The organism is Mycobacterium sp. (assembly GCF_965229105.1).
GTDB lineage: Bacteria > Actinomycetota > Actinomycetes > Mycobacteriales > Mycobacteriaceae > Mycobacterium.
The window spans coordinates 3,096,511-3,123,086 of sequence record NZ_OZ245858.1 but is presented as its reverse complement, the minus strand read 5'-3'; the positions used below and the strand labels follow the sequence as shown (position 1 = coordinate 3,123,086).

The following is a 26,576-nucleotide window of genomic DNA, read 5'->3' as shown; positions in this document are numbered from 1 at the left end:
GGACTCCCATCGACGGTAGCCGCGATACCGCGTCCTGTCAGGGCGGGACGGTGGGCGACCTGCGTCACATATCAGCGCCCGCTGAACGCGGCCTGCATCATCGCACCGTCGAAACCTGCTGGCGTTTCACCGGTCACGGCGAACTGGTACACCGCGACGCGGAAGATCTGGCTCAAAGCGGTCGAGATCATCGCCACGACGATGATCGCGGCGGTCGCGAACACCGCGACGACGATGGCCAGCGCCTGCTGCCCGATCGACACCAGGGCGGCACCGGCCCCAAAGCCGACGAGCACGATGACGGCGCTGATCACGAAAGTCCCAACGGATATGGTGGCAGCCCCTGTTGCACCCTCACCCCAGCGCGCCTTGACGATGGACGCCGAGCGTTTCAGCGAATGCACCGGGCCGCCGCCTTCCAGTGCGACGACCGGGATGACGAAAAATGAAGCGACCGACCATGCGGCGCCGACCAGCCATACCGCGATCTGACCCAGCAGCGGTAACCGCTGCTCCAGTGCCCGCAGGAGCAGTCCTACCGTGGTGGTGACCAACGTCCAGCCCAGGATCGGACCGAGCCGGCTCATGGCGGCGCCGATACCCTGGCCGACCGTGGTGTCTTCGCCCCGCATGGCGCGCACCGCGCAGGCGGCGAGCGCTGCGTTGAAGAAGATTGCGATGAACGTGGCGACGTAGGCCGTCACCGCTGCGGCGATGTAGTAAACGGGGTTGCTTTGATCCACTTCCTGGCCGGTGAACAGGCCACTGATGATCGCGGCCGGCACCCAGATCGCCGCTGTGGCGACGATGGCGAAAATCGCCGACAGGACGGGGAAGATGACGAGCGACTTATCGCTTTTCAACACCTCCCAGCTTTGCCGTGTCAGCGCCCAGCCGCGTGAAATGCGTCCCATGACTCCCCCGGTGCCTCGATGTGAACTTCGCGGATTCTAGCGCTATTGGGCCAGTAGGTTGGCGAGTCTGGCGAAGATGTGAGGCAGAGCGTGGGCGGCGGGGACGATGGCCGCGCGCACCGGAGCACAGCCACTGGCCGCAAGGAGGCCGGCGGTCATCATCCGGTAGCGACGCGTCATCGTCCGCCATTGCCGGTCGTAGTCCTCCGGCCGCTGCGCAACAACGCATTTCACTGCCAGCTCCGCGGCGGCAAACGCCAGCCCGAGCCCCTCCCCCGTCAGCGCGTCGACATATCCTGCCGCATCACCGACCAAGAGCACCCGTCCGGCCCGACGATGCGAAACCCGCTGTCGCAGTGAGCCTGCGGCGCGGTCGGGGCCATGGGTCCGGCCGGCGATCCGGTCCTGCAGCACGGCGAATTCCTTGAGATGACAATCAAATCCGCCCCGCCGCGATGACAAAAGCGCGATACCCACGCAGTCGTCACCGAGCGGAGTCACGTACGCCTCAGCCCCCGCCGCCCAGTGCACCTCGACGTAATCGGACCACGGCGCCATCTGCACGTGTCTGCGGATACCCCACCTACGTGGCCCCGAATTGGGTTGTTCAAGACCGAGTGACCGCCTGATCGGCGAATGCAACCCGTCAGCGGCGACCAGATACCGCGCCCGCAGCGCGTTGACCCGAACCGAGTCCGCGTCCTGGCTGATCTCGTCGACTTTTTCGTTGACGATCTGCACACCCGCCGTCGTCGCCGCATCCAGCAGTGCGGCATGCAGCGCCGTCCGCGGCACTCCGCGCCCGCTGCCAAAGCTGAACGGTGCGTTGACCTGCCGGACACCGTCGGTATAGCTGATGCCATGAAACGGCTGGCCGGGTGCGGTGACACCGAGGCCGTCGAGCTGGCGCAGTGTGTGCGGCATCAACCCTTCGCCGCAGGCCTTGTCGATCGGCCCGGTGCGCCGCTCGACGACCGCGACCTCAAGACCCGCCTTGGCCCCGCGCACCGCAGTCGCCAACCCGGCCGGCCCTCCGCCGACCACCAACAGGTCGATCATCGCAGGCTCGAAAGCGCCGTGTTCTCCACGCCGATCCGGGTGCTCAGCAGCACAGCATTGAGCGCCGTGAACACCACCGCGGTGAGCCAGGCGGTATGCACCAACGGCAACGCGATCCCTTCGATGATCACCGCGACGTAATTCGGGTGGGGCACAAACCGATAGGGACCGCCGCTGACCCTGGCGGCGCCCGGGATGATCACCACGCGGGTGTTCCACTGGCGCCCCAGCGTGCTGATACACCACCAGCGCAAACCCTGGGCGGCAACGACAATCGCCAGCATCGGCCAGCCCAACACGGGGATGAAGGGGCGGTCCCACACAACTGGCTCGACCAAACAGCCGACCAGCAACCCGACGTGCAGCACGACCATCACCGGGTAGTGACCCGCGCCGAACTCGATACCGCCCTGAGCGCGGCTCCAGGACCGGTTACGTTCTGCCACCACCATTTCGGCGAGACGTTCCACCGCGACGAGCCCGATCAACAACGCAAACCAGGTCATGCAATCACCGCCAACGCAGCAGCACGAGCTCCGAGCAGAACCCCGGGCCCATCGCCATCATCAGCCCTGGGCGGCCTGCGGGTGGGCGCTTGGCAATGGTGTCCCGCAGGACGTGCAGCACCGACGCCGATGAGAGATTGCCGACTTCGGCCAGTGAGCGCCAGGTCAACTCGAGCGCATCGTTGCTCAGGCCGAGGGTGGCGGTGATCGCCTCGATGACCTTCGGGCCTCCGGGGTGGCTCACCCAGGCCCCCATCTCATCGACGTCAAGGCCATAGCTGCCAAGGAAATTGGTGACGTCATCACCGAGGTACTGTTCGACGACCTTGGGCACGTCGGGCGAGAGCACCAGGCGGAAACCGCTGGAGTCGACGTCCCAGCCCATCGTGCGCTGCGAGTCAGGGTAGAGATGGCTGCGTGAATCGAGCACTTCCGGACCGCTCGCGCCAATGCTTTCGGCACGTCGTTCACCGACGGCCACCACCGCCGCAGCGCCGTCACCGAACAAGCTGCTGCCGACGACGGTGGCCATCGACGGATTGCGTTTGGGCACCAGCGAGCACAATTCCACGGCGACAAGCACTGCCACGGAGTCAGGAGCGCCGCGCAGGTAGTCATTGAGCCTGGCCACTCCGGCGGCGCCGGCAACACAGCCCAACCCGAACAGCGGCACCCGGCGGACATCGGGGCGCAGGCCGATGTGGGCCGCGATACGGGCGTCCAGCGTCGGAACCGCGAGGCCGGTGACCGTCGTCGACATGATCAAGTCGACGTCGGCCGGTGTCAGACCGGCTTCCTCCAACGCGCTGAGGACCGCGGCAGAACCCAGCTTGACGGCATGTTCGATGAAGATGTCGTTGGCCTGCCCGAAGTCGTTGAGCGCGGCGTAATCTTCCAGCGGCAGCACCATATGCCTGCTGTCCACCTTCGCGCTGCGGTGCAGTTTGCGGATCGGTTCGGCGTACTGCGCATAGCCTGGAATGGCCAGTAATGCTTCGGTCACCTCGTCCTGGGTGTAGCGATGGGGCGGTAACGCGCCCTGCACCCCGGCTATCACGCTGCCGGCCTGTCGTTCCCCAAACATGTTGGCGCTCTGCGCTTTTGACATATTCTCTTAATTCCTCTCAGCTATTGTGGCGTTTGTGTGTGTGCCGGCGCCATTGCCGGCCCCCGAGATCCGGGGTGGTCCCTCGCTGATGCCGAACCGCTGATGGAAACCCCTCAGCCAGGCCGGCGCCCACCAACAGCGGGCGCCAAGAACGTGCATGAACGCTGGTAGCAGCACCATTCGGACCAACGTCGCGTCGACGATGACGGCGAGTGTCAGCCCGACGCCGAACATCCGCATGAACGACACCTGCGAGGCGATCAACGCGGCGAACGAAATTGACATCACCAGCGCCGCCGCGGTCACCACCTTCCCGGTGCGGGCCACGCCGAGCGCCACGCTCTCGGTGTTATCGGCGCGGGTTCGGCCGGATTCGAGCCAGAACTCACGAATCCGGGACACCACAAAGACTTCGTAGTCCATCGCCAATCCGAAGGCTATGCAGAACAGCAGTACCGGCATATTGGCCACGAGCGTCCCGGTCGATGTCGTGCCGAACCCGCCGAGATGGTGATCCTGAAATATCCACACCATCGCACCGAAGGCTGCCGTCAGTGAAAGCAGGTTCAGGACAAGTGCTTTCAGTGGCATCACCACACTGCCCGTCAGCAGGAAGAGCAGGCCGAAGGTGATGACGGCAATCAGCCCCAGCACCAGCGGTAGGCGTGCGGTGATGGCATCGACGCTGTCGCTGTTGGTTTGCGCGGTACCGGTCAGCTCCACCGTCCGCCCCTCGGGGGTAGCGACCTCGTGCAGGCTGCGCAACTGAGCCTGCGAAGTATCCGAGAACAACGGCGCCGTGCTGCTGATGGTGAGAAGCGCACTTCCCGAGACGATTCCGGTGGGTGCCGACGGCGGACCGGCTAGCATCCCCGCCACGAAAGTGCCGGTCGGTGCCGACACTGCCGCCACATCCGACACCCGTGACAACTCCGTGGCGTAGCGGGCGATGTCGGCATCCCCGAGCCCGTTGACATCGGAGATCACGACACTGACAGCGGTCGCGGAGTCGTTCGCGAAATCGGTGCGCAGCTGGTCGCCGACCTGGCGCGCCGAGGCCGATCCGGGTAACACCCGGTCATCGGGAAATCCCCACCGCACGCCGAGGAACGGGGCGCCGAGGGCCACGAGCAGCGCGACGACAGCCAGCCCGATCGGAAGGGCGCGGCGCATGACGAATCTTGTTGAGCGATACCAGGACTCCGTCGCCACCGGCCGGCGGACGGCCATGCTGTTCAACCGGTCTCCGAGCAGCACAATGGCCGCCGGGGTCAGCACCACCGCGGCGATCGCCGTGAACGCGACCGTGGCAATTCCGGCGTAGCCGAACGACTTCAAGAAGTGCATCGGGAACAGAATCATCGCTGCCATCGACAGCGCGACCGTCGTCGCCGAGAACATCACCGTGCGGCCCGCTGTCACCATGGTGCGCACCAGTGCATCGTTACGTGTTGCGCCACCGGCCATCTCGTCACGGAACCGGCTGACGATGAGCAGTGTGTAGTCGATCGCCAGAGCCAGGCCCAATGCCGTGGTGAGGTTGAGCGCGAAGATCGACACGTCGGTGGCGAAGGTGATCACCCGCAGCACGGCAAGCGCGCCGAGAATAGCGACACCGCCGATCACCACCGGTAACGCGGCCGCAAGCAGGCCGCCGAACACCCAGACCAGCACCAGGAAGCTCAATGGAATGGCGATCGCCTCCATCACCAGCATGTCGCGCTGCGCCTGTTCGGTGATCTGTGCATTCACCATCGCGACACCGCCGGACTGCACGGTGACGCCGTTGCGGTCATGGGCGAGTCGGCCCGACAGCGCATCGGCGTAGGTCTGCGCGACGGCTTCGCCACCACCGATACCGGCGACGATCAGCCCCGATGTGCGGTCCTCACTGACCAGTGCGGACGCCGCACCCGGTGGCGCCGTCCATGCCGAGGTCACGCTCGTCACGTGCGCCGACTGGGCCAGTTGGTCGGTGATCTCGGTGCCGACAGCCCGGGCCGATGCACTGTCGAAACCGTCCGGCGCGGACACCACGAACAACAGTTGCAGGTCGCCTTGGTTGAACTTGTCTACAAGAACCGCTGTCGCGCGGGCTGATTCAGAAGACGGGTCGGCAAATCCGCCCGCCGACAGGTGATTGGCCACCGGAATGCCGAAGATTCCCGCTGCGATCATCAGCAGGACCGCGGCGGCAATCGTCGCCTTGGGTGCGCCGATAGCGAGCCAGGCGATGCGCTCCAGCGCGCCGGTCCGTGGTGTCGTTGACGCCTGCCCGATATCGCCGATCACTGGACCACCAACCCTTCGGAATCAACTATTTCAACACCCGAAGACTTTTGTCATCAGTTGGTGACTTAGGAAATTACGCCCGCCGGTGACCTAAGTCAACAGTCGCCGACATAGAGTTTGGGGATGCCTATCCCACGGCCGCGCCACGCCGCCCAGACGCGGGCCGATATCCTCGCCGCCGCGCGCCGGCGATTTGCGACGGAAGGCTACGAGCGCACCACCCTGCGCGCCATCGCCGCGGATGTCGGGATTGACGCCGCGCTGGTGAGTCGCTATTTCGGAAACAAACAGGACCTGTTCGCGACGGCCACCGACTTCACCATCGAGCTGCCGGATATGTCTGCGGTGCGCCCCGACGCTATTGCCGACGTCCTGCTCCCGCGGTACTTCGCGGTCTGGGAGGACGACCAATCCTTCCTGGCGCTGCTGCGGGCATCGGGTACGAGTCGGGTCGCCGCCGACACCTTGAACCGGACGCTAGCGACGAACGTGGCGCCGACGCTGAAGTCCGCCACGCCGGATCACCACGTCAAGCGGGTGGCGCTGACCGATGCCTTCGTCATCGGGCTGGCGATGACCCGAATGGTTCTGGCCAACGGACCGGTGGCCAATCTCAGCCGCGAGGAACTCACCCGCTGGGCGGGGCCGGTGTTCCGGCAGTTGCTCACCGGGCCCGCTCCGTCGTGATCCCAAGGCGGCGTGGCCCAGTTTTGTGCTCTACAGTCGGCGCAACGGTATCGGATCTTTGATCTCCGGCTACCGATTCTGCGCGGGGGTATGCATGACCGATCCACATTGTGGTGATGCCGACTATCTCCGTGGGATGGAGCGGTTGCTTCGCGCCGTCCAAGAACTGTCGTTGGCCCGTACCCTCGCCGATGTCCAGCGCATCGTGGGCACCGCCGCGCGCGAGCTGACCGGGTGTGACGGCGTTTCCTTCGTCCTGCGAGAAAACGATATGTGCTACTACGCCGACGAGGATGCCGTCGCCCCGCTGTGGAAGGGCAGTCGTTTCCCGCTCGATGCCTGCATCAGTGGCTGGTCGATGCTCAACAGGGAAGCGGCGGTGATCCCAGACATCTATGTCGATCACCGCATCCCACATGCCGTCTACCGTCCGACCTTCGTCAAGAGTTTGGTGATGGTGCCGATTCGCACGCTCGCGCCGGTCGGGGCGATCGGGAACTACTGGGCCGACGAGCGGCAGCCGTCGGACCAGGAGATCTCTCTACTACAGGCGCTGGCCGACTCGACCTCGATCGCCATGGAGAACATCCAGGTCTACGCCGAACTGGAACAGCGGGTCCGCGATCGCACCGCCGAGCTGGAAAGGGCCAACGAGGACATCCGCCAGCTGTCGGTGACCGACGAGCTGACCGGGCTGAACAACCGGCGCGGCTTCTATTACCTGGCCGAGCCGGCGCTCTACGCCGCGCGCCGTGATGGTCACAGCTGTCTACTCGCCTTCATCGACGTCGATGGCCTCAAAGGCGTCAACGACGACAAGGGGCACCTCGTCGGTGATGCCCTGATCGTCGATGTCGCCGAGGTGTTGCGCGCGACGCTGCACCCATCGGACATCGTGGCCCGCATGGGCGGTGACGAATTCTGTGTCCTGATCACCGATGCCTCGGCCGAGGCGGAATTGCTCCGGACACGACTTGTCAATGCGTTCAACACTTTCAACGCGGTGGGTGGCAGACCCTACCGGTTGTCGGCCAGTATCGGCCTGATGAGCGCGCCTGCCGGGGAATCTGCCACCGTGGACGAACTACTCGCCCGGGCCGACGAGCTGATGTACGCCGAGAAGAAGACCAGGGTGGTGGCGCGGCCCTGACGAGCGGACCGTCACAGCTGTGATGTTTGCGTGCCCGCTGCATTACCGTTCACGACGACGCTGACGGTGCCCGCGCCGGTATCGGAGGCAATCACCAACACCGGAGCGTTCGGGACCGAGACGACATGCCCACCGGTGACACTCACCGAGTAGCCGTTGGGAAACTCGATGGCAGGTACCGAAATGATGGTCTGCGCACCCACGGCGAAATTGCCTGAGCCATCTACCTTTTCGGTGGTGTAGCTGAACTCGAAGTTGCCGTCGGCGAACGACCAGCCCTGCGGGGTGCCCGAGGTCACCTGCGGATAGGGCGCGGCGAGGGTCTTGAGGTTGGAGGTGTTGACGTTGTCACCGATCGGCGCCAAGGCGGGGTCATAGACCAGCCCCTCTTCGCCGCTGGTGTCGCTGGTGGTGATGTCACCAACGCCGGTGTAGGCCCACTCCGTCCAACTCATCTGCCACTTGTCACCGGAACGCATCTCATCGGTCAGTTCCGCGGTGTTACCGGTGGCGCCGAACTCGTTCATGAACGCCGGGATGTTGTGCTGCACTGCGTACCGCTGCGCCCCGTCGGACAGCGCGTTGGCGATAAACGAGCACAGGGGGCCGAATCCACCACAGTAATTATGAAACGCCAGAACAATATTCGGGTCATCGATGGTGCCGATGTTGACGGGAAGACCGAAGATATTGCCCTCTTCGACCGCACCCGGATTAGCGGGTTCGATATAGAGCGTCGTATTGGGGTCGACGGAGCGGATCGCGGCGGCCACCTGGTTGTACATCGGGGCCAACTGCTGCTCGGCGAAGAACCCGCTGCCGACCAGTGTCGGGATCCACGTTGAGCCCGGCCACGGCTCGTTCATGATGTCGTAGCCGATTACACCCGGGGTTCCGGCCAGCGAACTCGCAATGCTCTGCCAGGCCAGCGCGAAATTATCTTCCAGCCCAAGCCCGTTCGGGGCATCGGCATTCGACCAGAACCTGTCCCAGGCGTAGTTCTCGGCGGGGTTGAGGAAGTAGTTTCCGGGAAACCCGAACTCCGGATTGGGCAGCCCGGCGGTTTGCGTCGCCCAGTCCGGGGCACCTTCGCCTTGGAACATCTCGCTGTAGTTGTCCTGGTGCATATCGATGATCGTGTAAATACCGTGGTCGGCCAGAATCTGCACGGTCTGTTTGATGGAGGCGAGGTAGGCGGTGTCGGTGACGCCGGGCTGCGGCTGCACACCAGCCCAGATGACACCCAACCGCACCACGTTGAAACCGTTGGCCGCCAGGAACGCTGCGTCGGCATCGTCGAATCCACTGGCCGACGGTAGGTACGGCGCCAGCTTGTACACCTCGTTGACGCCATGGAGGATGACGACCTGTCCGGCGCTGTTGGTCAACCACGTGCCGGTGGTCGAGATGGGCCCTAACGCTCCATCGGCGGGCTGCGGTGCCGAACTGTCGGGCACCGTGCCGAAGGCACCGACCGCGCCATGGCTGCCGAGCAACCCGGCATTGCCGCCTGCCCCGCCAAGGGCAGGCAGTCCGGAGGGGTCACCGCCCACCCCGCTGTTGCCCGCGTTACCGCCGTCGCCGCCGCTGCCCAGCAGTGCCGCGCCGTCACCGCCGTTACCGCCTCGACCACCGTCGACGCCAGCACCGCCCGCGCCGCCCATCCCGCCGACACCGAACACCAGGCCACGGGCGTCGCCACCCGCACCGCCGACTCCGCCAACACCAGGTCCGCCTGATCCCCCCGCGCCACCGACACCGCCGATACCTGCCAGCAGGCCGCTGACGCCACCGGTCCCGCCCGCCGCGCCCGCGCCGCCGGAGCCGCCCTTGCCCCCGTTGCCCAGGAATCCGGCAGCGCCACCACTACCACCACCGACACCCGACCCGGTGCTATCCCAACCGGCTCCCCCATCGCCCAACAGCCAGCCGCCTGCCCCACCGTCGGGATGGGCCGCCGTGCCGTCGGCGCCGTCGCCGATCACGTAGGACCCGGCCAACGTGTTGATCACACCGTCGATCTGCTGGCCCAGGTCGCTGTCGATCCAGGCCTCGACGACGCCATGGATCGGGGTGTAGACGATGTGCTGGAACACCGCAGTCAGGTTGATGGATGACGTGGGCGTCCCGCCTGCCGCCGCGGTGCTCGGATTCGTCACGGTGGTGGAAACCCGAGGAGTCGGCGCGGCGCCAAAGGTTTCACGGCGCGATGCGGCCATCGTCAGTAGGGCCAGTGGCGGATCCGCAGGCGCGATGGGCGTCGTCGGCTGTTGTGTTGACGTTGCCCTCAGCGCTGTGATTCGCGAAGAGGGGGTGGCCGCCGCCCTGAGGATCGGGGGCTCTGCTTTGAAGGTGGAAGTCTTCGCGGCGGACGCCTTCGGTCCTGACGAGCTTGCCGCACCACTGGCGTGGCTGCTGCCGGTTGAGTCACCGGTATCAGCCCACGCGGCGCCGGCCCCCCAGGTCAGCGCGACGCCGATACCCAGCGAGATGGCCAAACCCCCGACACGACCGATATATGCAGACGCCTCCATTGATTCTGTCTACGGGAGAAAACCTGCGCCGGAGTCAATTCCGCTAAGTTGGCGTGTTTCCTGCCTGCCGAACGTAGTTGACCAGGGTCTCGTCGGCGTCGGCAGGCACGTAGCCAGTGGACGTGATCTTCGCCAGATCAAGCACACTCCGAGCTGGGCGCGGCGCGACGGGCGCCACGGCGGCGCCGAAGTACTCGGCACTGGAGACTCCACTGACCCGATCCGGGTCGTGGCCGGCCAAGGCGAAGACGCGTTGGGCGACCTCAGCCCACGAACTCACCGAACCGGACCCGCTGACGTTGTAGGTCCCGTAGGGCGCCAGGGTTTCGGTGAGATGCCGGATCGCCCTTGCCAGTTCCGAGGTGAAGGTCAGTCGGCCAAACTGGTCGTTAACCACCGACGGGTCAACACCTTTGGCGGCAAGCGAGACCATGGTGCGTACGAAGTTGCGCCCATCGCCGATCACCCACGATGTCCGCACGATGTAGTGGCGCGCCGTGGTGGCCACGATCTGGTCGCCGGCCGCCTTGGTCTGCCCATACACACCGAGGGGGGCTATCGCGTCGTCTTCGCGGTAGGGCTGCGTTGCGGCACCGTCGAACACGTAGTCACTGGAAATGTGCACCAGGGTGATGCGATGCGCGGTGGCGACCCGGGCCAGTGCGGCGACCCCGGTGACGTTGGCGGCCCACGCGGCGGCGCGCCCGTCCGCGGTTTCAGCCGCATCGACAGCCGTGTAGGCCGCGGCGTTGATGATCGTGTCGTAGTCGCGCCATGGGCGCGCACCCTCGAGGTCAGCGGCCGTGAGATCGAGATCGGCCCGGTCGGCGAATTCGACGTGCGATGCGCCCGCGTACGCCTCACGCAATGCCCGGCCCAGCTGCCCGCCGGCACCCAACACCAGCGTCTTTAGCGGCGCAATGGGGGTGACCTCGGCCAGGCCCCCCTGGGCACGGTCCTTGGCCGATAGTTCGGCCTGCTCCAACGGGATTGGCCAGTCGATGGCGAGGGTGCTGTCCGCAGGGTTCACCGACGGGTAGCTGGCGTCAGGTGAGTAATGATCGTTGACGAGGTAGGTGAAGACGGTATTCGGCTCCAACGTCTGATACGAGTTACCGACTCCGCGCGGCACGAAGACCGCGCGCGACGGATCGACCTGCGCGGTGAACACGGTCCCGAACGTCGGGCCGGCGCGCATATCGACCCAGGCGCCGAAAATCCGTCCGGTCGCCACCGAGATGAACTTGTCCCACGGTTCGGCGTGGATACCCCGTGTGGTACCTGCTGATTCGTTGAATGCGATGTTGTTCTGTACCGGCCCGAAATCCGGCATTCCGGCGGCCAGCATCTTCTCGCGCTGCCAGGTCTCCTTGAACCATCCGCGGTTGTCACCGTGTACGGGAAGCTCCCACACCGTCAGCCCAGGGATGGGTGTGCTGACGGCGTGCAACGCCTTACCGAAGAGTGATTGTCCATGCTCCGTCAACGCTTTGAGCTCCTGTCGTCACTGCCCGATGCGAGCGTAGAACGCTTCGGTGGCATCCTTGGCGGGCGCCCACCAGTCCCGGTGGTCGCGATACCACTCGATGGTCGCAGACAGGCCGTGCTCAAAATCGCGGTACCCGGGGCTCCAGCCGAGTTCGGTGCGCAGTTTTGTCGAGTCGATGGCATATCGCAGATCATGACCGTTGCGGTCCACGACGTTATCGTAGGCATCGGCGTCGTGACCCATCGTGGTGAGGATCAATTCGACGACGGTCTTGTTGTCCCGTTCGCCGTTGGCGCCGATCAGGTAGGTTTCGCCGATTCGACCGTCGTCGAGAATCCGCAGCACCGCCGACGAATGATCATCGGCATGAATCCAGTCGCGGACGTTGCGGCCCTCGCCGTACAGCTTGGGTCGAATACCCCAGAGCACGTTGGTGATCTGGCGCGGGATGAACTTCTCGACGTGCTGGTACGGGCCGTAGTTGTTGGAGCAGTTCGAAATCGTTGCCGCCACACCGTAAGACCGGATCCAGGCGCGCACCAACATATCGCTGGCGGCCTTTGTCGAGGAGTACGGCGAAGACGGGTTGTAGGCACTGAATTCGGTGAACCTGCTCGGATCGTCTAACTCCAGGTCCCCGTAGACCTCGTCAGTGGATACATGGTGAAGGCGGACCCCGTATTTGCGTACCGCCTCCAGGATCGTGAACGTACCGATCACATTGGTGTGCAGGAAGGGATGCGCGTCCTCAAGTGAGTTGTCGTTGTGTGTTTCCGCGGCGTAGTGCACCACCCCATCGACAGCCGCCACCAGCCGGTCGACGAGGGAGGCATCGGCGATATCACCGTGGACGAAGCTCATCCTGCTTTCCGGCAGGTCGGCCAACGACGCGCGATTGCCGGCGTAGGTGAGCTTGTCCAGCACCGTGATGTGGTGGTCGGTGTGCTCGACCAGATAGTGCACAAAATTGGATCCGATGAAGCCGGCGCCCCCGGTGACGAGGAGCCGAGCCACTAGGAACCCCTTTCCAGCAAATCCAGCAGGTAGCCGCCATAGCCCGACTTCACCAGGGTGGTGGCACGAATCTTGAGCTCGTCATCGGTGAGATAGCCTTGGCGCCAGGCAATTTCCTCGGGCACCCCGATCTTCAAACCGGTCCGCCTCTCCATTGTGCGGACGAAGTCGGCGGCGTCGGTCATCTGGTCGAACGTCCCGGTATCGAGCCAGGCGGTTCCCCGTGGCAGCACCTGCACCCGCAATCGGCCCTGCCCCAGGTAGGCGCGGTTGACATCGGTGATCTCGTATTCACCACGTGCACTGGGGGTGAGGTCCCGCGCGATCGCCACGACGTCGTTATCGTAAAAATACAGCCCCGGTACTGCGTAATTGCTCTTCGGCTTGGTGGGCTTCTCCTCAAGTGATACCACCGTGCCGCCGGCATCGAATTCCACCACGCCATACGCACAGGGCTCCGCCACCCAGTACGCGAAGATCGCGCCACCGTCGATATCGGTGAAGCCTCTGAGCTGATTACCCAATCCCGGCCCGTAGAGCAGATTGTCGCCCAACACCAGGGCGACCTTGTCGGACCCGATGAATTCAGCGCCGATGGTGAAGGCTTGGGCCAGCCCATCCGGCGACGGCTGTTGGGCGAAGGTGATCGACACGCCGAACCGCGATCCGTCCCCCAGTAACCGCTCGAAACCCGACGCGTCATGCGGCGTCGTGATCACCAGGATGTCACGGATACCCGCCAGCATCAGCGTGGCCAGCGGGTAGTACACCATCGGCTTGTCGTAGACCGGGATCAGTTGTTTGGACACTCCGAGCGTGATCGGATTCAGGCGGGTGCCCGAACCGCCCGCCAGAATGATTCCCTTCATGGGTGCGGCCGCTCGATGACGCGGACACCCATCCCCCGGGTTTCGTAGATGCAGAGATCGTCGACCCAGAACGTGCCGTCGAACACGATCAGGATGCCACGGTCATCTCGCTCCGTGGAGAGGATCTCGATTTCGGATCGGGTGCGCTTGTTGGTCGGCGTCACTTGACCGCGGAACTTCCAGCTGAATACCTGATCCAATGCGACGGGCTCGAATGCTGTTCCCCCGTCGGCCAATCCCGCAAGTTTGGCCGCTGCGCGAGCCGCCTGCTGCATGGCCTCCAGGCCGAGCGATCCGGGCTGCACCGGGTCCTGGAAGAAGTGGGCCTTGAAGAACCACGCCTCGGGGGTGACGTCGTATTCGGCGACCAGTCGGCCCAGACCTGCTTGTCCCCCGCCCGGCCAGAAGTTGACCCGGTCGAGAACCTGAAGACGGCCCTGGTCCAGCCATGGTGCGCCGGTGAGTTCTGAGGAGTTGTACGACAATGCGACCGGAGCGGGCTCGGAAAGTGCTTCCAGCGCACCCGGCTTCGCCCGCAGGCCCACTTGATTTTTCAACGCGTCGGGACTGAAGAATCCGAAGGCTGTCTTCATCGTCATCACGACTTCGTCGTCTTGGGTGCAGAGGACTTCGAAGAACACAATGGTCGACCCGGCCCCGTCGGCGAACCGCTCCAGCGTCGACGTCACGCGCAGCGTCCCGACCCGAGCTGGACGGCGCTGCACGACGTCACCACCGTCGAGATTGCGGAACACCACGTCATCGGGTCGATTGGCAGCGAAGCCGTTGTACGAGGACAGCCAGCCGCAGGGCTGCAGCAGGATTTCGATGAGCACCGGCATCGGCACCGCGTCGGTCTTGCCGTCCTCGAAATACCATTCGCCGGCGGGCACGTCGTATTCGGCGACGACCGTGCCGCCCTTGGTCGGCACTCCCGGCGGGCTGTCGACGCTGATGATGCGCGACATGAAGTGGTAGGGCTCGTCGGGCAGGCGAGGGGCCCGGCGGGTGCCATCGAACGGCGCGTACAACGCGCCAAACGCGTCGGACGGCATGCCCCGGCCGCAGGCCAGCAGCGCACCCTGGTCGCCGCGAACATCATTCGTACCGGCCAGGATCTGCACCGGGCCCGGCGCACCGGGGGGCATCGGCCAGTCCGGCACCAGGCGCATACCGAATCGCCGCGCGTGGAAAACCTTGAAACCGTCACTGCGGCAGAGCAATGCGGCGAAGACCGTCGGTGTCGGCCCGTCGATGATCTCCTCGATGAACACCTCGTAATCGAGCATGTGGTCGGCGTCCGGAGTCACCTGCCCCCGGCACACGAAGCGCGCCATATCGTCGGGCACCGGCTCGAAGCGCCAACCATCCTTTTCGATGGTGAAGCCGTAGGCAGCCATCGCGAAGGACAGGGCCTGGGTGGCTGCGTCGGCCATCAGCGTCCCGGGCATGCAAGGGTCGTTCTTGAAATGTCCGTCGTAGAACCACATGTCCTTCGGCACGGCGGCCGTGGCACGCAGGTAACCCCGGCCCCACGGCCCGCCAGTCGGATCGAACTCGGCGATCTCGTCGATCAACCGCAGCTTCCCGGTCGGAAGCGACGGTGTCCGCGTGTGGGCGGCCGCCCGCTCGAAACCGGCGCCAAAGCACCGATACGCGTGCCCCTGGGTGAAGGCGTCGAGATCGTCCCGGCCGAACGAACGCTTTTGGGTGACAACGGGTGGCTCGTCGCGAACTGCGCCCTCCCGCGGTGCGTCGTCGGCGGCATCCCACAACACCCCGTCGGACTCGGCGAGCTCCGCGTCGGAGAAGAACCCGGCCTGTCCGTTGCGCACCGAGATCATCAGCCGGTCGCCGATGTAGCAGTCGTAATGGAAGAAGAACAACCGGGTATCACCGGTTTTCGCGTGGCCGTCGATGTGGATCTCGTAGTGCAGCGTGTCGCCACCCTTGGGCAGTTCGCCCATGAACGTCAGATCACAGCCGAGCAGACGGTAGACGCGCTCACTGCGGTTGGTGAAATCCGCGCCCAGATAGGAGGCGAGTAGCAGGTCGGCCTGACCGCTCTCGATCACCACACCCGGCGACATCCGGCCGTTATGGATGTACCAGGCGCCTCCATCGACGTCGGTTTCCGTGACGATGAGGCCGGTGCCCATCGCGCCGGGCTCACCCTCGATGCTCATCACCCGATCGGCCAGCAGCAGCGGTGGCATGGGCATCCGCACCAGACGCTCGTACCGGTCGTACTCGGCGAACTTCGGCCCCATCACCTCCGAAACCTTGCCGCCGGCAAGGACTTCAAGCTGGGCGCGCGACCACAGAGGTTGTTGCGGCACCACCGGCGCGGCCACTGGCGGGCTCGGTACGGGTGCGGGCTTCGGCACGACGGGCGTGTGCACGGCAGGCGTGTGCACGGCAGGTTTCTGCACGGCAGGCGGCAATGGCACGCTCGGCGCTGCCGTCGGCGCACTCGCGATCGCCGTGGCTGTCACCGGTGCGATCGTCGGCAGGGGTCCGCGCCGGCCCGCCGCCAGCGCGAAGATATCGCCACGCGTCTTCAAAAACGATGCGTGCGCCTCGGCTTGTCGGGCAACCAACGTCGCATGCGCCTGGCTGACCGACGCGACCAGACTCAACGCGGCGGCTGTCTGGTCGCTGATCGCGCGGTCAGCGGTTGCCGCAGGCGCCGGGATGGTCAGAGGGCTTGGCCGCGTGACCATTTGAGTCACTGCGGGTGCAACGACGGTCAGCGGCGCCGGGTGCAGCGGAGCCGATGGCATGGGCTGGAAACTTCCGTTATCCACGTCCGGCATCCTTTCCTGGTCAGTCTCCGGATCTGATTCCGGTTTCGGTGCAACCGCGTTTGCGGCGGCCTCAGGGACCGAAGCGATATCGGGCCAGTGGGCGGTGAAGGTCAACGTGCGGGCGGTGCGAGGTGCCGAGGGGGCATTCTGCTCATGCAATTGGCGCATCCGCGTCTCGAAAGCCTCGATCTGGACCGGCACCCCGTGCACCCACAGCTTGGACACGCTCTCGGCGAGCGCCCGTAGCCCGCGGCGTTCCTGAGCGTCCAAGGTGACCGCCAGATGTGGCCGGTCGCCGAGGATTTTCGGGATCGCACCGGTCAGGATGCCGCGGGGCCCGTGCTCGACGAAAATGCGGACCCCGTCTTCCCACGCCTGGAGCACTGTCTTGGGAAAGTCGATGGGCTCCAGGGCTTGCCGGGTGATCGCTTCGGCGGCCGCATCCCGCGTCGGGGTGTAGGCACGGTTGACGGCGTTGGTGTAGAACCGCACATCTGGGACCGGATAGGTGTCCCTGGTGTGGATACTGCGCCACACATCGGCGAACGGTGCCATCGCCTGGCAGTGGATGACCATATCCAGACCCAGTGGCATCGCGCGTGCGCCGTCGATCGAGTCGATCACCCGTCGGCACGCCGCGGGATCGCCGCCGATAACACAGTCATCAGGTGCCTGGACGATCGTCATGTAGGCGAGCGGTTCGCGGGTCAGCGCGGCCTCGACAGCCGCCCTTGGCGCGGTGATCCGCCAGCACTCCCACGGCGCCGGCGCATCGCCAACACCCCATTCCTGCGCCGCCACCCGGCAGGTGCCGGTCAGCTCGTCACCGTACATACCCGAAGCCTCGATCTCGTCGAGCATCGGTTCCAGATCACGCCAGACCCCGAAGGCCAACAGCGCGTTGGTCTCCCCCGACGAAAGCCCAATCGCCGCAGTGGGTTCCAGACCGAGGACGGTGCGGGAGAATTCGGCCTGCGCTTGACAGACCAGGGCGCAACCGGTGAGTTGCGTGCGCGGATCCAGCGTGGTGATACCCGCCCCGTAGAGTGCGCGCGCCAAATCGCCGACGCCGGGCAGACGCGCAGCGAGTGCGTCACCGATCTCAGGCCACGCCAAGAGGAGATCTCGGCCCGCACCCGGATAGGCCGCTGCGGCCCCGGTGAACATGAAGGCGAGTTCACCGGCGATCGGGGCGTCGGCAAACGCCACACCGATACCTGCCGGTGCCTCGCCACGGCTTAATCGCTGGATTGACTCACGCCGCAATCCGTCCAGGGTGGATTCGCTCCCGGCCACCAAAGAGCAACGCACAGGCCCGGTCCCGCCCGGTTCCTGCCGCTCCATCCGGCTGCGCAGATCGGCTCTGCTGTCGCCGGCGTAACGCTCCGCGAAGGGCACGGTGCCAAGGGCCAGCGGCAGGGGTGCACCGTCGACGGCTGAGACGGTGATACCGCCTGCCCGTCCTGCCATCGACTCCAGCCAGACCTGCGTCTGCGCTCCGCCCGGCGCGGGCTGCGCGCCGGCCTGGTCCACGCGGACCCGTGACCGCACCGCCGCTGCGCGGGCGGCCACCTCGGTGGCGGCACTCGCCGCATGCGTGCGACCGAAGCGACCGTGGGCGGAATTCGCATCCACGCCACTCTGCACGCCGTCGGCGTCGGCGGTATCGACGACGGCAATGATGTCGTCTCCGGCCGCCTGTGCATCTGCTCGTCGCTTCAACACGAAGGCCACTGCAGCATCACCGTGTGGGACGCTGATATCCGCTGCCAGCGCATCTGCTGCCCGCGCATGTGCTGGCTCACAACACATGTCGACGGCACCGACGACGACTGCGTCGAGTTCGCCGTGCCGCAGTGCCCGCGCGCCGATCCGCAGGGCGTCGATCCCAGACAGCTCTTCGCTGGAAACGGTGAAACCGAACCCGCGGAAGTCGCGCTGCGCGTGGATGCGGTTGGCCGGGATGTTCGGCATGGTTCCGATGACACCGTCGGCCGTCAGTTGCGGGGCCGCGTCCTTGTTGGCGGCCAGCCATGCGTCATCGTCAGTGTGCAAGACCCGCAACCGTTGCCGGGCGATGGTGGCGTCGCAGCCCATGCCGACGATCACCCCCGTTCGGTCCGGGTCGGTGTCCACGTCGTTGAGTGCCTGCGCCGCGGCCGCCAGCATCGCGGTCTGCTGGGTGAGGCTGCCCGCGAGTTCGTTGGGCGGAAAGCCGAGCCCGACAAGGTCGAGCTCGACGGTCTCCAGCGGGCTGGGTTCAACCGTGGGACCCAGGGCTCGACGACGAAACGCCCCGACGTCGCGTGCATCGCCGGTCAGCACGCCCATCCCGCAGATGACGATGTCATCGGACGGTGGCGGCGCCGGTCGGTGGGAGCCGTTGTGGTGGCCCGCGAATTTTTGTCCGACGTAGTTCTCGACGATCAGGTGCGCGTTGTTTCCGCCGAACCCGAAGTTGCTGATCGCTGCCCGTTTGATCTCTGAGTCCCAGGGTGCGGGCTCGGTCGTCAATGTGAAAGCGGTGTCCTGCAGTGCCGGTGTCGGCTTATCGCAGCGTGTCGGTGGTGTCACCGATGCCTGCATGGCCGAGAGCACGTTCACCAGGCTCGCCGCACCGGAGACGGTGATGGTGTGGCCCAGGTTGCCCTTCAGCGCCCCCAGCCGCAGTGGCACATCGCCATACGCGGCGGCGATGCTGCGAAGCTCCGTCGCATCGCCGAGTGGGGTTCCGGTGGCGTGGCAGTCCACGTAGTCGATATCTGCCGGAGCGAGGCCGGACTGCTCGAGCGCCGCCGCCATGGCCCTGGTCTGCCCGGCCACCGCAGGTGCCAGAAAGCCGCTCTGGCGTCCGTCGTTGGACAACCCGATTCCCATCACCACACCGAAGATCCGGTCGCCCGCGCGCTCGGCATCGGCGAGGCGTTTCAAAACCACCAGGGCGGCACCCGCTGACGGGACCAGCCCGTCGGCTTCGGCGTGGAACGGACGTGACCGGCCCGACGGGCTCAGGGCCTGCAGTGACGTGAAACCCAGGTGCAGGAACAGGTCGTCGGAACCGTTGACGCCGCCGGCCAGCATCACATCGGCTTCGCCGTCGTGAAGAGCGTCGCAGGCCAGTTTGATTGCGTACAGCGACGAGGCGCAGGCCGCGTCGAGCGCGTACGCCGGCCCCGTCATCTGCATCGCGCCGGCGATCAGGTGTACCGGCAGTCCCGACGAGAAGCGGTTGCGGGGATCGACGTCACCGCGCCCGTTCCACACACTTTCCACGAACGCGGTGCCCAGGGTGCTGGGATACGACAGGTTACCGACGACCAACCCGGTCCGCGGTGCCGCAAGGGGCGCCCCGAGCGCTTGCGCAGCGCATTGCGCGAGCCACGGGACGATCGGATCGAGTCGATCGAAATCGCTTATCTGCGAAGCGATATGGGTGAGATCGAAGGTTGCGTCGACATAGCCTCCGGTGGCTGAGGCAACCCGTAGCCCGGGTTTCTGGCTGGCCTTGAGCAACGCGGGATCCACTCCACGCCACTGACCGCGCGGGGTGGGCGTGAGCAGGCTTCGCCCAGCCAGCGTTGCCTCGAACAGCGCTTCCGGGGTGGCCGCACCAGGCAGCACACAGCTGCGGCCGACAATGGCGACCGGTTCAAAACTGCTCACGCCGAGGCATCCGCCACGGTGCCTGCGGCGTAGAACTCCACACCCGCCAGCGTCGCGACCGGTGCACCGTCAGCGGTTTCGAAAGCGATATCGACGTCGACCCGTTTGTCGTTGACCGGACGCGCGACCAACCGGCAGCGCCGAATGGCGCCCTCGCCGAACGGGCGATGAAGCACGACGCGTTCGATGCGCACCGGCAGCACCAGTGGCCGACCGTGCGCACTGGCCCAGACGATACCCAGTTGCAGCCCACCGTCGATAGTGGCGGCATCGATGGCCCAGCCGCTGTCCGGCCAGCCGAGATCATCGAGACCCTTGAGACTCGCTGTGCCACCGGCAGGGCCGAAGGTATCGAGGCTGTCGATCACGGCAAAGCTCGGCCCGTGGAACAGTGGGCCCGCGTAGGCGTCCTCGACGCTCAGCGGCCACGACGTTCCAGACAGCTTGGGGACCACTACATCTGGGGAACCATCGGGTTCGGTGTCCAATGTGGCACGGTAACGCGGGCGGCCCTCACAGTCACGAATGGTCACTGTGTAGGACGCACCGACCGGATCGAAATCGATGGTCAGTGGTTGTTGCTCATGCTCGGCGAACGTGACCCCGGACAGCACCTGGAAATCGCGTACGACAGGGCATCCGTGGCCCACCAGGCCGCGTGCGGCGCGCAGCATCGCATCGAGTGCGATCACCACCGGAACGACGACGCGACCACGCACCTGATGATCGGTGAGGACCGGCAGGTTATCGGTCGACACATCCCATTCCAGGCGCGCTGCACGCATACGCGGGCCCGCCGGCGCCGCGACGACCACCGCCGTCGCCGATGACCGTGACAACGCGTGGTCGGCAAAAAACTGCGCACCTTCGGCTATCGGGATGACACCAACACCGGCGTCGGCGAATCGGCTCTTGAGAGTCGCGTCCACCATCCCGCCGTCCCATGGGCCCCAGCCGAACGCGCGGACCACGCACTCGCTGCCGCGCCGCGCCGCTTCTCGCGCCGCGATGGCCTCCAGTGCTGCGTTGGCCGCGGCGTAGGCGGATTGACCGGGATTACCGGCTCGCGCCGCGATCGAGGAGAACAGCGAGATGAACCGCAATTCGTCAGCCGATGTGGCCTCCAGCAGCGTCTCTGCGCCAAGGAATTTCGTGCTGAACACCCGGACGAACTGGTCATCGTCGAGGTCTTCCAGGCGCTTGTCTGCGAGCACGCCTGCACCGTGGACAATGCCCACAATCGGCCCGAAGTCCTGCCGCACCTCATCCAGGATGCGCCGCAGCTGCGTGCCATCGGTGATGTTGGTGGGGAAGTACCGCGCCGGTGTGCCTTGCTGCTGCGCGGTCGAGAGCGTCGCCCGAACCTCCCGCTCGGCCAACACGCTCTCCGCCTGCGCCCTCGCTTGCGGCAGACCGATGGTCTCGCCCCTGGCACGGGCCGAAGTCGCCAGTGCCGTGGCAATTTCGGTGACGGTGGCACCAGCAGGCTCCGCCGTCGTCGTCTCACGTAGGGGTGTGCGACCGAGGAGGGCCAACCGCAGACCGTGCCGCTTGGCCAGTGCCAGGGCCGACTCCGCCGTCACACCGCGTGCCCCGCCGGTCACGACCACGACGCCACCATCGGCGACGCTGATCGTCTCCGTCGGCAGCGCGATATCGACATCGTCGACAACCAGCCGCCGGCCGTCGGCGCGCAAAGCGACCTCAACACCGCTACCACCCGCGAGCAACTCGGCGGTCAAACGCTCCGCATCGAGTGTCTCCATGTCGATCGCCCGCACGGAGGCATTGGGCCACTCCCATGCGGCGGTCTTCACCAGGCTGGCCACGCCGACCGGCACCTCCGCCGCTGCGAAGGAAGCGCCGGTGGACTGTACGGTGACGAAAAGTCTTGAGTGCGAACTGCTTTTGGCGACGCTGCGGGCCGCATGAAAGGCCCGAACGTGTAAATCCAGGCATTCTTCCGCCGAGGCGACCGGCGCCAGGGCAGCCAGGCAGATCACCGCGCCCGCCCCCTCCGGCACGTCATCGACCGCACGAGCCTTGATGTCGTGTGAGGTCATCACGCGCTCGAGGGCATCGGCGAATACCGGGTCTTCACGGGTGATGAAGACTTCCCCGTCGCGCAGACCAGCCATCGCAAAGCCGCTGGGCGGGACGTCCCGAAGTTGCGCCTCGGTGGACCGCAGACCTCCCGACGGTGCACCTTCAGGAGCCGAATCCTCCTCTGCAGGAGCGTCGGTGGGCTCACCGGCGAAACCCGAGATGGCATCGACCACGTCCTGCAGGGTCCGCAGACTGGCGAGCTCTGAGGCGGGAATCTCCGGCGCGCCGGGGAACTTCGCCTGCAACGCGGCCAAGATCTCGACCTGCTTGATCGAATCGATCCCCAGCTCGGCTTCCATCTCCATATCCAGCCCGAGCATATCGGCGGGATAACCCGTCTTCTCCGACACAATCGCCAACACCACATCACCCGCGGGCAACGCAGGGGCGGCCGGGACACTTGGGGCCGAATGTGACACTGCCGCAGGCTGTCCCGCGGATACCGCGGAGGCGAAATCGGCAATGGAATCCACGACGTCCTGCAGGGTCCGCAGACTGGCGAGCTCTGAAGCGGGAATCTCCGGCGCACCAGGGAACTTCGCCTGCAACGCAGCCAAAATCTCGACCTGCTTGATCGAATCGATCCCCAGCTCGGCTTCCATCTCCATATCCAGCCCGAGCATATCGGCGGGATAACCCGTCTTCTCCGACACAATCGCCAACACCACATCACCCGCGGACACCGCAGGTGCGGCCGAGACACTTGGGGCCGAATGCGACACTGCCGCAGGCTGTCCCGCGGATACCGCGGAAGCGAAATCGGCAATGGAATCCACGACGTCCTGCAACGTCCGCAACTGGGACAGCTCCGACGCGGGAATCTCCGGCGCACCAGGGAACTTCGCCTGCAACGCAGCCAAAATCTCGACCTGCTTGATCGAATCGATCCCCAGCTCGGCTTCCATCTCCATATCCAGCCCGAGCATATCGGCGGGATAACCCGTCTTCTCCGACACAATCGCCAACACCACATCACCCGCGGACACCGCAGGGGCGGCCGGCCGCACCTCGGCGACCGGCGTCGGCGTCGGCCGCGGCACCGGCGCCACGGCCGGTTCGGGAACGGGTTGGACCGGGCTCACGGTGACGACAGGGGCAACCGTCGTCTGCACAACCGCATTCGCCACCGGCCTCGGCGCCTGCATGACGCCGGTCGAGGCCGGCAGGGCGGCCTGCGGGACGGCCGAACGACCGCCCACGATCTCGGCCATCATCTGGGTGGCGACATCAAGGAACGCCTGATGACTGTGCGTCACCACGTCCAGATAGCGCTGGTGCTGCTCGGCGGTCTCCTGCTGGATGCGGTCGATCACACTCCACGCGTCAACCGACAGGTCAGCACGTGGCGCCTGGACTTCGTCAACCGAGGGTGTCAGCACCTGGACTGCGGGCGTCTGCGCCGCCACGCGCACAGGTGCCGGGGCCGGGGCAGGCACATCGATGCGCTGAGCTGCTGGGCTCACCTGGTGTCCTTTGCTAACTGGTGCCGGTGCCGGTGGCGCAGCCGCACGGGTGCGCTTGGGCGTGATCGACTTCTTGCCGTCTGCAGGCGGATAAGGCTTTCCGAGGTTCGCGCCGCCTACCAAGACGGCATGCGCAGGCGTAGGCACGTGCTTATCCGGCACGTCGAAATGGTCGAAGAGCGAGACGAGATCGAGCGCCACGCCGTCGGCGGCCAACGCCGCCAGCCCGCGGTGCCAACCCCGCAACCCGCCGGCCTTCGAATCATCAAGCGGTACCGCAATATGCGGCGTATCGAGGATCTGACCGACCAATCCTGTCAGCACCCGTCCCGGACCGACCTCGATGAACCGCGTGACCCCGTCGCGAGCCATCGTCTCGATCATCTCGCGGAACTTCACCGGCTGGCGCACCTGATCGGCGAGCTGCTGTGCCACCTGCTTGCCATACGGCTGCGCTGTCGCGTTCGCATAGACCGCCAAGTTCGGCTCCCCGAGCTTGAGGGTCTTGAGGTACTCCGCCAACGGTGCTGAGCTCGCGGCCACGATCGGCGAGTGGAAGGCCGACGCCACCGGCAGCCGGCGCGCGGTCCAACCCGCCGCTTTCGCCGCGGTTTCGGCCCAGGCGATATCAGACGCCGGTCCAGCCAGCACCACCTGCTTGGGCGCATTGTCGTTGGCAATCACCAACGATCCAGCCGCCTCCGGCTGCGCGTCGAGCAGTGCGCGCACGTCGGCGGCACTGGCAGCGATCGCCAGCATCGCGCCATCCTTGCCCTGCCCGGCCTCGTTCATCAGAACCCCGCGGGTACGAGCCGTTTCGACCAGTCGCTCCATCGGGATAACGCCTGCGGTCGCAAGAGCGGTGACCTCGCCGAAGCTATGCCCCGCTGCCGCATCTGCGCTGACGCCCAGCACGTCGAGCAGAGCGAGCTGCGCAAGGCTGGTGGTCGCGATGGCCGGCTGGGCGTTGGCCATCGCGGTCAGCTCGGCCTTTTGGGCCTCCGAGGTCGATGCGTCGAAAGCCGGCTCGGGGAATACCACCCCGTGCAGATCGGCGAGATCGCCTTCCAGGCCGTCCCACACCCCGAGTGCCTCGGGAAAATCGAGTGCCAGATCGGCGCCCATCCCGACGTACTGGCTGCCCTGGCCCGGGAACAGAAATGCCGTCTTTCCTTCGCGGGCAGGCCCGAACCCCACTGCGATGTTGGGGTCCTGAAGCCCGGCGGCAGTGTCGTCGGCGAGCGCCGTGCGCAACCGCTCTGCCAGCGCCTCAAGGGCTTTGGCATCCGCAGCAACCAAACCCGCGCGAGCCACCTGCGATGCGTCGAACTCACCTGCGGACTCGAATGCGATGCGAGCGAGGCTCTCCCCCGAGCGCACCGCGGCCACGACCTCCGCGGCCCGCTTCTCCAGGTCGGCCTGGCTACCGGCACTGAGCACCACCAACTCGGTGGGCAGCGTCCTGAGTCGCTTCGCGCGCTGGACGCCCTGGTACTCCTCCAACGTCACGTGGAAGTTGCTCCCACCGAAACCGAAGGAGCTGACCGAGGCGCGACGAGGCTGGTCACCCGTGCGCACCCACGGGCGGGTCTGCGCGTTGAGGTAGAACGGTGTCTCCTCCAACCCCATGGCCGGATTGGGTTGCCCGACTTTGAGCGTCCCGGGAAGGGTCGAATGCTGCAGTGCAAGAACTGCTTTGATCAGGCCGGCCGCGCCGGCCGCGGCCTTGGTGTGACCGATCTGGGACTTCACCGAGCCGAGCGCGATGCGTGAGTCGGGATCGGTGAACACCGACTTCAGCGCAGCGAACTCGGCGAGGTCACCGGCTTTGGTGGCGGTACCGTGCGCTTCGAGGAGCCCGACTGTGGACGGCTCATAACCGGCCCGCTCATAGGCCCGGCGCAGCGCCTTGGCTTGTCCCTCAGAACGAGGCGCGTAGACACTCGAGGCCCGCCCGTCAGACGATGAGCCGATACCGCGAATGACGGCGTAGATCTCGTCACCGTCGCGTTCAGCGTCGCTGAGGCGTTTCAGCGCAACCATGCCCACGCCTTCGCCGATGATGGTGCCGTCGGCGCCGTCCGAGAACGGCCGGCAATCGCCCGTCTGGGAGAACGCCGGCGTCTTGGAGAAGCACATGTACATCATCACGTCGTTCAGTGCGTCGACGCCGCCCGTCAGCACCATATCGGCTTCGTTCAAATACAACTTGTGCAGTGCTACCTGGAGCGCGGAAAGCGAACTGGCGCAGGCGGCGTCAACAACGAAGTTGCTGCCACCGAGGTTGAGGCGGTTGGCGACACGGCCGGCCACCACATTGCCAAGGAGGCCGGGGAACGTGCTCTCCTGCCACGGCACGTAGTGGTCGGCGATATCGCGGCAGATCTCGTCCGCTTCATCTTCGGGCAAACCGTTCTCCAGCATCGCCTTCCGCCAGACCGGTTGCTGCATCCGCGAGCCCATCTGGACGACGAGTTCGGTCGTGGAAGCAACGCCCAGCACGATGTCCACGCGGTCGAGGTCGACGGCGCTGACCCGCGTTGCCTTGTCGAGCACCTGCTTGGCCGCGATGAGCGCGAGTATCTGCGCGGTATCGGTCGACGGTAACGCGTTGGGCGGCAGTCCGAACTGCATCGGGTCGAATGACACCGGGTCGATGAAGCCGCCGCGCTTGCAGTAGGTTTTGTCGACCGCCTTGGGGTCGGGATCGTAATAGTCCTCGATCAGCCAGTGCGACGGCGGCACATCACCGATGGCGTCACGACCACCGGTGACTGTGCGCCAATAGCCATCGAGCCCCGACTCCCCCGGGTAGATGGCGGTCATCGCGACTACCGCGACGGGAATAGCGCTCGGAGCCTTCGTGTTCTCGGTCAAGATACCTCTTATCCGTTATCGGAAAGGACGTTGTGGTA

13 protein-coding genes are annotated in these 26,576 nt (G+C 65.7%); 2 read left to right on the top strand and 11 right to left on the bottom strand.

The features are described 5' to 3' along the window. Nucleotides 1–71 precede the first annotated feature (71 nt). From ADBZ9O_RS14535 to ADBZ9O_RS14515, 5 genes are read right to left on the bottom strand one after another with little or no spacing between them, the layout of a single operon-like run. Complete coding sequence (locus tag ADBZ9O_RS14535; protein WP_526532361.1) at nt 72–914, bottom strand: DUF6159 family protein; 843 nt, start codon at nt 912–914, stop codon at nt 72–74. A 42-nt stretch (nt 915–956) separates the two neighbouring features. Then, nucleotides 957–1,973: an NAD(P)/FAD-dependent oxidoreductase gene (locus ADBZ9O_RS14530; RefSeq protein WP_526532359.1), complete on the bottom strand. Its 1,017-nt coding sequence runs from the start codon at nt 1,971–1,973 to the stop codon at nt 957–959. Continuing rightward, nucleotides 1,970–2,479 (bottom strand): isoprenylcysteine carboxyl methyltransferase family protein, encoded by a 510-nt coding sequence (locus ADBZ9O_RS14525; RefSeq protein WP_526532357.1) that lies wholly within the window; start codon nt 2,477–2,479, stop codon nt 1,970–1,972. Before ADBZ9O_RS14525 ends, ADBZ9O_RS14530 begins: the two co-directional genes overlap by 4 nt. Before the next feature lie 4 nt (nt 2,480–2,483). Continuing rightward, the gene (locus ADBZ9O_RS14520) at nt 2,484–3,587 is read right to left on the bottom strand and encodes a type III polyketide synthase (protein WP_526532355.1); all 1,104 of its coding nucleotides are present in this window, start codon (nt 3,585–3,587) and stop codon (nt 2,484–2,486) included. A 6-nt stretch (nt 3,588–3,593) separates the two neighbouring features. After that, on the bottom strand, nt 3,594–5,879 hold the full coding sequence (locus tag ADBZ9O_RS14515) for an MMPL family transporter (protein ID WP_526532353.1): 2,286 nt from the start codon (nt 5,877–5,879) through the stop codon (nt 3,594–3,596). Nucleotides 5,880–6,002: 123 nt separating this feature from the next. On the opposite strand from ADBZ9O_RS14515, the gene ADBZ9O_RS14510 reads away from it, so the two are divergent. Together ADBZ9O_RS14510 and ADBZ9O_RS14505 are read left to right on the top strand one after the other, a co-directional pair. Beyond that, the gene (locus ADBZ9O_RS14510) at nt 6,003–6,566 is read left to right on the top strand and encodes a TetR/AcrR family transcriptional regulator (protein ID WP_526532351.1); all 564 of its coding nucleotides are present in this window, start codon (nt 6,003–6,005) and stop codon (nt 6,564–6,566) included. Between the two features lie 94 nt (nt 6,567–6,660). Next, the gene (locus ADBZ9O_RS14505; RefSeq protein ID WP_526532349.1) at nt 6,661–7,716 is read left to right on the top strand and encodes a GGDEF domain-containing protein; all 1,056 of its coding nucleotides are present in this window, start codon (nt 6,661–6,663) and stop codon (nt 7,714–7,716) included. A gap of 11 nt (nt 7,717–7,727) precedes the next feature. Here the strand turns inward: ADBZ9O_RS14505 and ADBZ9O_RS14500 are convergent, their stop codons facing one another. The 6 genes from ADBZ9O_RS14500 to ADBZ9O_RS14475 are packed head-to-tail and all read right to left on the bottom strand — an operon-like array spanning nt 7,728 to nt 26,538. Then, complete coding sequence (locus ADBZ9O_RS14500) at nt 7,728–10,250, bottom strand: glycoside hydrolase family 5 protein (protein WP_526532347.1); 2,523 nt, start codon at nt 10,248–10,250, stop codon at nt 7,728–7,730. A 43-nt stretch (nt 10,251–10,293) separates the two neighbouring features. Further along, a complete protein-coding gene (locus ADBZ9O_RS14495; RefSeq protein WP_526532345.1) occupies nt 10,294–11,736 on the bottom strand; it encodes a sugar nucleotide-binding protein in 1,443 nt (480 codons plus the stop codon). An 18-nt stretch (nt 11,737–11,754) separates the two neighbouring features. Next, a complete protein-coding gene (gene rfbB / locus ADBZ9O_RS14490) occupies nt 11,755–12,753 on the bottom strand; it encodes a dTDP-glucose 4,6-dehydratase (protein ID WP_526532343.1) in 999 nt (332 codons plus the stop codon). After that, nucleotides 12,753–13,622 carry a glucose-1-phosphate thymidylyltransferase RfbA gene (gene rfbA / locus ADBZ9O_RS14485; protein ID WP_526532341.1) on the bottom strand — a complete coding sequence of 290 codons (870 nt, stop codon included), beginning with the start codon at nt 13,620–13,622 and terminating at the stop codon, nt 12,753–12,755. Before rfbA ends, rfbB begins: the two co-directional genes overlap by 1 nt. After that, the gene (locus ADBZ9O_RS14480) at nt 13,619–20,092 is read right to left on the bottom strand and encodes a beta-ketoacyl synthase N-terminal-like domain-containing protein (protein ID WP_526532339.1); all 6,474 of its coding nucleotides are present in this window, start codon (nt 20,090–20,092) and stop codon (nt 13,619–13,621) included. Before ADBZ9O_RS14480 ends, rfbA begins: the two co-directional genes overlap by 4 nt. Further along, the gene (locus ADBZ9O_RS14475; protein ID WP_526532337.1) at nt 20,089–26,538 is read right to left on the bottom strand and encodes an SDR family NAD(P)-dependent oxidoreductase; all 6,450 of its coding nucleotides are present in this window, start codon (nt 26,536–26,538) and stop codon (nt 20,089–20,091) included. The genes ADBZ9O_RS14480 and ADBZ9O_RS14475 overlap by 4 nt, the downstream gene beginning before the upstream one ends. Nucleotides 26,539–26,576: the final 38 nt, after the last annotated feature.